This is a genomic window from Streptomyces sp. NPDC057474 (assembly GCF_042802555.1).
GTDB lineage: Bacteria > Actinomycetota > Actinomycetes > Streptomycetales > Streptomycetaceae > Streptomyces.
This window is the reverse complement of sequence record NZ_JBHVDX010000039.1, coordinates 46218-55081: the sequence shown is the minus strand read 5'-3', so window position 1 is coordinate 55081 and position 8864 is coordinate 46218. Positions and strand designations below refer to the sequence as shown.

The following is an 8864-nucleotide window of genomic DNA, read 5'->3' as shown; positions in this document are numbered from 1 at the left end:
GCCCCGGACGACACCTTGCCGTCCGGGGCACCGACGTACGGGAGTTGAGCCCTCGTGTCAGCCGAGCTTCAACAGATCCGTGCCGTGCCCGATGTGCGCGACGACCAGCCCGGCGCCGGACACCTCCGCGTACTCGGCGGTGTGATAGCGGAAGACGCCGCCCGCCGCGGACCCCTTGCGGGCCTCGACCGTCCAGCGCAGCTCGTGGAAGAAGAACCAGTCGTCGAAGTGCTGCTTGACGACCTCGATCTCCCGGACCTCGTAGTGGGCGTAGAACTCCTGGAGGTGGGCCTTCAGGTCGTCCTTGGTGTGCAGCTCCACCAGAGTGCCGACACCCGCCGCATAGTCCCGGACGCCCGTCTGGACCTCGGGGTGGGCCCGCTCGACGATCGCGTCCACATCACCCTTGCGATAGGCGTCGAGCAACGCGTCGTGCACCTTGGCGACGGCGAACCTGCTGGCCAGCGCCCCGTCGGCCGGGTCGCCCGGCAGCGTTTCCCGCTGCGTACGGCCCCAGAAAAGCTCGCCGGTGATGCCCTCGGAACCCATCGTCGGGAAGAGCACGATGATGGGGCGCTCGCTCTCGGCGCCGGTGTTCTTGTCGCGCCCCCGGCCCGAGCCGCTCACGAAGGTGTACCAGGAGGTGTTGATCTCCGCCACGGGCCGGATCCCGACCACGGCGGCGAACCGGTGCATGTTGCGGTAGCTGCTCTCGATGGCCTCGTACGTGTCGACGATCCGCTGCGTCGGGATCTCCTTGCCCTCTTCGAGCGCGGGGACGACGGTGTACGCGTAGGGCCCGCTCGGCGCCAGCGTCGCCAGGATCTCCTCGACGACGTCGACGTATTCGGCCTTGACGTGCTTCCAGGCGACCGCCGAGGTCTGCACCTGGAGGTCCGACGTGACGAGGAGTTCCTCGACCTTGGCCCGGTCTTTCATGGTCGTTCTCCTTACGGGGCGGAGGGGCCCCGGTGGGGGGTGGAGCGAACCGTCGCTCGTAGAGCCGCCGGGGGCGCGGCCCCGACGATCAACATGCAAGCGCAACGACCTGACCGGTTGCGGCCAGTGACCTGACATCGGGCCGACATGACGCAGGTCACATCCGCCCCGCCCTCAGCCGCCTCCACCCCCTGATGCGGTCCATCGGTACTTCGGTCGCCAGCGCCCTCGCCGGTGTCGTCCTCGCCGGATGACCACCGACTCCGGCGGCTACGCCCTCCCGTCCCGAGAACGGCTTCGAGGTCGTCATGGCCATCAACGCCGGCGCCGCCCTCCTCGCCTCCTTATCCCGAAGCGCCGCGCCCACGCCTCGGTCTCGCCCGCGGCCGGGGGTTCGGCCGAGTCGATGGAGGTCGGGGCGAAGTCGTAGATGGAGAAGATGTGATCTTCCGGCCCCAAGGATGTGATCTTTGGGGCCGGAGCCGGGGAGAATCACCCCATGACCACGTCACCGCACCCCCTCGTCGTCCAGGCGCGCGGACTCGCCGCCGAGGTGCTCGCGCCTCAGGCGGAGCGTGTCGACCAGCAGGAGGTGCCCGCGAGCAGTATCCAGGCGATCAAACGGTCGGGGCTGCTCGGGGTGAGCGCGCCGGTGGCGTACGGCGGGGCGGGGGCACCCAACTCCGTGGCGCGGGAGACCGCGGAGATCCTGGCGGGGGCCTGCTGCTCCACGTGGTTCGTGCAGACCCAGCACTACACACCCGTGCTGACCCTCGTGAAGAGCGAACTCCCCGCCCGCGAGAGCCTGTTGGGGAAGCTGGCCACCGGCGAACTGTTGTCCGGCGTCGCGTACGCGCATCTGCGCCGTTACCCGCAGGTGCCGGTCCGGGCCGTGCCGAAGCGTGGTGGCTGGCGGTTCGACGGCACGGTTCCCTGGTACACCGGGTGGGGGCTCAACGATGTGATGCTGCTGGCCGGGGTGACGGACGCGGACGAGGTGGTGTTCGCCTTCACCGAGGCCAAGCAGCAGTCCGGGCTGAAGGCCTCTGCGCCCATGCGGCTCGCGGCGCTCACGGCCGCCCGTACGGTCTCGCTCCATCTCGACGGGCTGTGGATCCCCGACGACGCGGTGGCCCTGCACGCGCCGTACGAGTCCTGGGCCGCGAGCGACCGGCCCAAGCCGACGAACGCCTCACCGGCGGTGTTCGGAGTCGCCGAGTCGGCCCTCGGCCTGCTGGACCAGAACGATCCCACGACCAAGGCGCTGCGTCTGAGGCTGGACAAGGTCCGGCGGCAGGCGTACGCCCTCGCCGACCATCCCGCGCCGCACGAGCACATGGAGGAGCGGCTGGCCCTCAAGACGAAGGCGTTCGATCTGATGCGCACCGCCACGACCGCCGCGCTCGTCGCCGGTGGCGGACGCGCCCTCGACCTGGACAGCCGCGCGCAACGCCTGGCCCGCGAGGCGATGTTCCTGCTGGTGCAGGGCCAGACCACCGAGGTACGCCGAGCGCACCTCGGCTCGCTGTCGGCCGCGTACTGATCCCCGGCGGTGGCCACGCGCCGCAGGCTCACGCAGGTCCCGGCCGGTGTCGTGTGATGCTGGCGTCATGACTGCTCGACACGGGGTTTCCATCGTTCGCTGGTCCGACCGGACCGCTTCCGTCGAGGCCGGGCCGGCCGCGTTGCTGGCCGCCTACCATCTGCGGACGGAGGCCGAGAAGGGCGAGCCCGTCGCCGATGTGGACGGGCTGCCGGACCGCTACCGGGCGGAGATCTCCGACCCCGCGACCGCGTTCGTCGGCGATGTCGTGCTGATGGCCCTGAACGGGGACACCGCGGTGGGCTGTCTGGTGGTGACCTCCCCCGCCGACGGACGGGCGGAGATCAAGAGACTCTGGACCGACCCGGCCTTCCGAGGCCGGGGTATCGCCTCCGGCCTGCTCGACGCCGCGCTCGCACATGCTGCGGAGCGCGGCCTGGGCACCGTTGGGCTGTCGGTGTGGAAATGGCGGACCGGGGCCATCGCCCTGTACGAACGGCTCGGCTTCGGCGTCACCGAGTCATGGGACGAGCGGGATCAACTGGTGTGCATGGAGCGCGCCGTGTGAGCGTCCTGCTGTTCGAGAGCCAGGTGCGGCTCGACTGCCGTTCCCACGTTCCGCTCACTCCCTTGGCTCGCGAACGGCACCTGTGCCGTAGGGGCGGTCGGCTTGGCGAAGGGGTGGTGCCACAAGCCCTGGGCGGCCAGGCGCGGGAGGACGCCCTCGCCGAACCAGTACGCCTCCTCCAGGTGCGGGTAGCCGGAGAGGACGAACTCGTCGATGCCGAGGGCGTGGTACTCCTTGATGCGCTCGGCGACCTCGTCGTGGCTGCCGACCAGGGCGGTGCCCGCGCCGCCGCGCACCAGGCCGATACCGGCCCAGAGGTTGGGGTGGATCTCCAGGCTGTCGCGGTTGCCGCCGTGCAGGGCGAGCATGCGCCGCTGGCCCTCCGACTCGCTGCGGGCGAGTCCGGCCTGCACGGACCGTACGGTCTCGGGGTCGAAGCCGTCGAGCAGCCGGTTCGCCTCCGCCCAGGCCTGCTCGGCGGTGTCGCGGGTGATGACGTGCAGCCGGATACCGAAGCGGATCGTGCGGCCCTCTTTCGCCGCCAGCCCCTTGATCCAGGCGATCTTCTCGGCGACCTTGGCCGGTGGCTCGCCCCAGGTGAGGTAGACGTCGACGTGCCGGGCTGCGATCTCCCCGGCGATCGGCGAGGAGCCGCCGAAGTACACCTCGGGCACCGGGTCGGGCACCCGGGCCAGCCTCGCGTCCTCGACCTGGAGGTGCTCGCCCTTCAGGTCGACGGTCTTGCCCTCCCACAAGTCCCGTACGACCTGAAGGAATTCGCCGGTACGGCGATACCGGTCGTCCTTGTCGAGGAAGTCGCCGTAGGCGCGTTGCTCATGGCTCTCGCCGCCGGTGACCACGTTGAGGAGAAGCCGTCCGCCGGTGTGCCGCTGGAAGGTGGAGGCCATCTGGGCGGCGAGCGTCGGCGAGACGAAGCCGGGGCGGAAGGCGACCAGGAACTTCAGGCGTTCGGTGTGCTGGCTGACCATCGCGGTGGTCAGCCAGGCGTCCTCGCACCAGGCACCGGTGGGGGTGAGCGCGCCGACGAAGCCGAGGTCCTCGGCGGCGCGGGCGATCTGGCTCAGATAGGCGACCGTCGGCGGCCGGTCCCGGCCGGACTCGGTGGCGGGGGTGCCGTGGCCACCGCCGACGACGTGCCGGCTGTCGCCGTTGGTCGGCAGGAACCAGTGGAAGGTGAGGGACACGTGGGGTCTCCGATCAGGAATGTCCGCGGCGACAGGTCATCCAGGTCGCCTTTCAGAGCAGGCCGTGGCGTGGGGGTTTGGTGCCGTTCAGCACATAGCGGCCGATGTGCTGGATCTTCCAGCGGGCCGGGTCGTGCAGGGTGTGGGTACGGGCGTCGCGCCAATGACGGTGCAGATTCAGGGAGTTGAGTGCCGAGCGGGTGCCGGAGACCTCGAAGAGTGCGCCCGCGATCTCGACGGCGGTGTTCGCGGCGTGCGCTTTCGAGGCGGCCACGGCGATGGAGACCTCGGCCGCCGAGTCGTCGGTGAGGTCTGCGCGTGCCGCGTCGACGGCACGGGCCGCCTCCCGGAGCAGCGCCCTCGACGCCCGCGCCTGCAGGGCGAGTTCACCGAAGCGCTGGATCAGCAGGGGGTCTTCGGCCGCCGTCTCGAAGCCGCTCTCGAACCAGGGCCGGCTTTTGGTCCGCACAAACTCGACAGCTTCCGCGAGAGCGCCGTCGGCGATCCCGACGTCGATCGCCGTGTGCAGCAACTGGGCGATCGCACCGTGGAGTTGAGGGCCCTGGAAGGTGAGGTGGTGCGGGAGCACCCGGTCCGCCGGGACAGGCACCTCCTCCAGGCGGACCGTGCCGCTGGCGGTGGTGCGCTGACCGAGGCCGTCCCAGTCGTCGACGACCGTCAGGCCCGGGGCGTCCCGAGGCACATACGCGACGTGCGGGTTGTCGTCCTCGGCCCGGGCGAGCACCGGAATCCAGTGGGCGAACAGGGCGCCCGTGGCGTAGTGCTTGACGCCGTTGAGGAGGTACGAGCCGTCGGCCCGACGCGTGAGGCGGGTGCGGATGTCCTGGATGTGCTTGGTGCCCGCCTCGGACTGGGCGTTGCCGAAGCGACGCCCGGCGAGGAGCTCGCCGAAGAAGAACTTTTGCTGCTCGGCGGTGCCTTGACGGCGGATCACATTGACATAGGCGAAGTGGCTCTGCGGGATCTGGGCGAGGCTCGCGTCGGCGGAGGCGAGCAGCCGGAAGACCTCCGCCAGGGTCTCCTGGGTCACGTCCGCTCCCCCGTACTCGGCGGGCACGGTGACGGCCAGCAGCCCGGAGACGGAGAGCCGCTCCAACTCGGCGCGCGGCAGGCGACGTTCGGCGTCCCGCTCCGAGGCCCCGGCACGGAACTCCTCGGCGAGCGCGGCGGCGACGGTCAGGGCCTCGACGTCGTCGGCGATGACTTTCGCGGCCGGGGAACCGACCACGGAGCCGGTCAGGGTACCGGCCGGGGCGTCGGTGGGGGCGTCGGTGGGGGCGTCGGTGGGGGCGTCGGTGGGGGCGTCGGTCATGGTGTCAGCTCGCGGCGGCCAGCACCGGCGCGGGGCCGAGGGCGGTGAGGAACTGGTCGACGACCTGGCCGAGGGCCTCGGCGGTGGCCGGGGCGACCGTGACCTTGCCGTCCTCCCCGACCGTGATGTCCTTGTCGAGGGTGAACCAGCCGGGGACGATGTGCCGGGCGCCCATGGAACTGAGCACCGGGCGCAGCGCGTAGTCGATGGCGAGGACGTGGGCGGTGGTGCCGCCGGTGGCCAGGGGCAGCACGGTCTTGCCGGTGAGGGCGTACTGCGGGAGCAGGTCGAGCAGGGCCTTGAGGACTCCGGAGTACGCGGCCTTGTAGACGGGGGTGCCGATGACGATGCCGTCGGCCCGCTCGAAGAGCTCGGTGGCCTCGACGATGGCGGGGTGCTTGAAGTCCGCGCCGAGCAGGGCCTCGGCGGGGATGGTGCGGATGTCGAGCGGGACGACCTCGTGGCCCTGGGCGACCAGACGGGTGTCCAGGTGGCGCACGAGCTTCGCGGTGCGGGAGGAGACGGAGGGGCTGCCGGAGACGGACAGGACGGTGGCCATGGGTCCTCTTTCTGGGAACCCGGGGTGCCCGCACGGACGGGCACCCCGGAAGGGAGAGCGGTCAGGAGTACCAGGTGGGTTCGGGCAGTTCGCCTTCGAGGACCCAGCGGCCGACCTCGCGGCGCTTGTAGGCGACCGGGTCGTGGAGAGTGTGCGTGCGGATGTTGCGCCAGAAGCGGTCGAGCCCTTCGGAGGTGGCTGTCGACCGGGCGCCGGTCACCTCGAAGACACGGTTCGCGATCTCCAGGGCCACATCGGTGGCGCGCGCCTTGACGGCGGCCACCCTGACCTCGAAGTCGCCGCGCGCCTTCTCGGTGACCGCGTCGGGGTCGTCGTGCAGCCGCTGTCCCTCGGCGGCGACGGTGTCGGCGAGGGCCTCGACCGCCCAGAGCTTGGCGGTCAGATCGCCGTAGACATCGATGACGTACGGCTCGTCGACCGCCCGCTCGTGCCCGCCGTGCAGCCACGACCGGGACTTGGTACGGGTGTACGTCGCCGCGGTCTCCAGCGCGCCGGCCGCGATGCCGAGGTAGAAGTTGACGAAGACGAGCTGGATGGTGGGGACGTTGAGGGTGTTGTACGTGCGGGGCCGGAACTCCTTGTCGACGTAGCCGGCGGCGGAGGACCACGGGGTGCGGACGCCGTCGAGGGTGACGCCGCCGCTCTCGGTGAGGCGCTGGCCGATGTTGTCCCAGTCGTCGTGGAAGCTCAGGCCATCGCTGTCTGAGGGCACGATCGCGAAGACATGGCTGTCGGTGCCCTCCAGGACGCCTTCGAGGACGGTGACGTCGGAGACCTTGCTGCCGGTGGAGAAGGACTTGCGGCCGGTGAAGACAAGGTCGTCGCCGTCCTCGGTGACCACGACGTCCTTGTCGCGCGGGTTGACGGCCCCGCCGAAGAACCAGCGGCCCCGGGCGGCCTCGGCCTCGACGTGCTCCCACTGCTCGCGGGTGCCGACCAGGCGGGCGGCCCGGTTCCAGAGGTAGTGGTAGCCGAGGAGTTGGCCGATGGAGCCGTCGGCCTTGGCGACCTCGCGGACGACCCGGTAGGCGGTGAGCCAGTCCTGGCCTCCGCCGCCGTGCTCGGTGGGACCGAGCAGGGTGACGAGGCCGGAGTCCTTCAAAAGCTGGATCTCGGCGTACGGGGTGGCCCCCACACGGTCGCGCTCGGGGGCGTCGGTGGCGAGGACGGCGGCGACCTCACCGGCTCGGGCGATCCACTCCTGGGCGGTCCGCGGGGCGGGGCCGGTCTTCCAGTCGGTGGGCGTGGTGGTGCTCATCTCGATGGCCTCCTCAGACCTGGGCGAGGACGGACTCGGGGAGCTGGGCCTCCAGTTCACGCACAAGCGGCAGCACCCGCTTGCCGAAGTACTCGACCTCCTCGTGGTAGTGGAGGAAGCCCAGGAGGAAGAGGTCGACGCCGAGCTTCTTGTAGGCGACGATCCGTTCGGCGATCTGCTCGGGGGTGCCGATCAGGCCCGTACGGAATCCGTCGTTGTACTGGACGAGGTCCTCGAAACCGGAGTCCTGCCACATGCCCTTGCCGTCGCCGGTGGACTGCCCGGCCTGCTTGACGGCGGCGCCGAAACCCTCGACGGCCTCCCGGTCGGCGTTGGCGACGATCTCCCGGAGGGTGTCGCGGGCCTCGGCCTCGGTGTCGCGGGCGATGAGGAAGCCGTTGAGCCCGAACTTCGGTGCCGCACGTCCTACTTGGGCGGCGGAGGCGCGTACGTCCCCGATCTGCTCGACGACTCCGTCGAAGTCCTTGCCGTTGGAGAAGTACCAGTCGGAGACCCGGCCGGCCATGGCACGGGCGGCGGTGGAGTTGCCGCCCTGGAAGATCTCCGGGTGGGGGCGTTCGGGTGTGTTGAGGGGCTTGGGTTTGAGGGAGAAGTCACGCAACCGGTAGAAGTCACCGGCGAGTTCGGTGTGGTCCTCGGTCCAGATCTGGCGCAGGGCCTGGATGAACTCCTCGGAGCGGCGATAGCGCTCGTCGTGCTCCAGCCAGGGCTCGCCGAGGGCGGTGAACTCGCCCTTGAACCAGCCCGATACGACGTTCACCGCGAAGCGGCCGCCCGACAGGTGGTCGGCGGTCGCGCCGAACTTGGCGAGCACCCCGGGGTGCCACAGGCCGGGGTGGATGGCGGCGATGACCTTCAGGCGCTCGGTGGCGAGGAGCAGGGCGAGGCTGAAGCTGGTCGACTCGTGCTGGTACTCGGCGCCGTAGCTGGCCATGTAGCGGACCTGGCTGAGCGCGTACTCGAAGCCGTTGTTCTCGGCGAGGACGGCGAGTTCGCGGTTGTAGTCGTACCCCCAGTCGGTGCGCTGCTCGATCCTGCTGGTGACGAGTCCCCCGCTGACGTTGGGGACCCAATACGCGAATTTCACGGGCGCGGCGGGCATGCGGAACTCCTGGTGCGGAATGTTTTCGGGCACGCCGAATTCAAGGGGTGCGCGGGGCGCTTCAAAAGGAGCGCATGTGGTTCAAGGGGTGCGCGGGCACGGTGAATTCAGGCGAGGAAAGGGAAAACGCGCGGCGGATCGCGGAGAGGTGATCAGGCCACGGCGCGACAGGAGGCGCTGGAGACGCGCGCGAGGTCGACATGGCGTCGCCGCGTGAGGTCCAGTCGCATCTTCATGCCGTCGATCGTGACAGCCGTCGGCGACGACCGTCAAGGACAACCCGACCGGTCTCGTATCCCGGACCATTGAATTTCA

8 protein-coding genes and 1 pseudogene are annotated in these 8864 nt (G+C 70.3%); 2 read left to right on the top strand and 7 right to left on the bottom strand.

All coding sequences use genetic code 11. The annotated features are described in order from the left end of the window. Window positions 1–57 precede the first annotated feature (57 nt). Window positions 58–939: a hypothetical protein gene (locus tag ACFU53_RS14430; protein WP_383990840.1), complete on the bottom strand. Its 882-nt coding sequence runs from the start codon at window positions 937–939 to the stop codon at window positions 58–60. A 499-nt stretch (window positions 940–1438) separates the two neighbouring features. Here ACFU53_RS14430 and ACFU53_RS14425 point away from each other — a divergent pair, with 499 nt between their 5' ends. Both ACFU53_RS14425 and ACFU53_RS14420 read left to right on the top strand, forming a co-directional pair. Continuing rightward, window positions 1439–2482, top strand: a complete 1044-nt coding sequence (locus tag ACFU53_RS14425; protein ID WP_383990837.1) for an acyl-CoA dehydrogenase family protein — start codon at window positions 1439–1441, stop codon at window positions 2480–2482. A 67-nt stretch (window positions 2483–2549) separates the two neighbouring features. After that, entirely contained in the window at window positions 2550–3050 is a 501-nt protein-coding gene (locus ACFU53_RS14420) for a GNAT family N-acetyltransferase (RefSeq protein WP_383990834.1), read from the top strand. Window positions 3051–3115: 65 nt separating this feature from the next. On the opposite strand, the pseudogene ACFU53_RS14415 reads toward ACFU53_RS14420, so the two are convergent. From ACFU53_RS14415 to ACFU53_RS14390, 6 genes and pseudogenes are all read right to left on the bottom strand, one after another. Beyond that, a pseudogene (locus ACFU53_RS14415) lies at window positions 3116–4255 on the bottom strand (LLM class flavin-dependent oxidoreductase); the annotation flags it as partial. Between the two features lie 52 nt (window positions 4256–4307). Then, on the bottom strand, window positions 4308–5588 hold the full coding sequence (locus tag ACFU53_RS14410) for an SfnB family sulfur acquisition oxidoreductase (RefSeq protein ID WP_383990831.1): 1281 nt from the start codon (window positions 5586–5588) through the stop codon (window positions 4308–4310). 4 nt (window positions 5589–5592) lie between these two features. Next, complete coding sequence (gene ssuE, locus ACFU53_RS14405; RefSeq protein WP_383990828.1) at window positions 5593–6147, bottom strand: NADPH-dependent FMN reductase; 555 nt, start codon at window positions 6145–6147, stop codon at window positions 5593–5595. A 61-nt stretch (window positions 6148–6208) separates the two neighbouring features. Then, the gene (locus ACFU53_RS14400; protein WP_383990825.1) at window positions 6209–7426 is read right to left on the bottom strand and encodes an acyl-CoA dehydrogenase family protein; all 1218 of its coding nucleotides are present in this window, start codon (window positions 7424–7426) and stop codon (window positions 6209–6211) included. Between the two features lie 13 nt (window positions 7427–7439). Next, window positions 7440–8549, bottom strand: a complete 1110-nt coding sequence (sfnG, locus tag ACFU53_RS14395) for a dimethylsulfone monooxygenase SfnG (protein WP_383990822.1) — start codon at window positions 8547–8549, stop codon at window positions 7440–7442. A gap of 152 nt (window positions 8550–8701) precedes the next feature. Beyond that, window positions 8702–8779: a putative leader peptide gene (locus tag ACFU53_RS14390; protein WP_383990849.1), complete on the bottom strand. Its 78-nt coding sequence runs from the start codon at window positions 8777–8779 to the stop codon at window positions 8702–8704. Window positions 8780–8864: the final 85 nt, after the last annotated feature.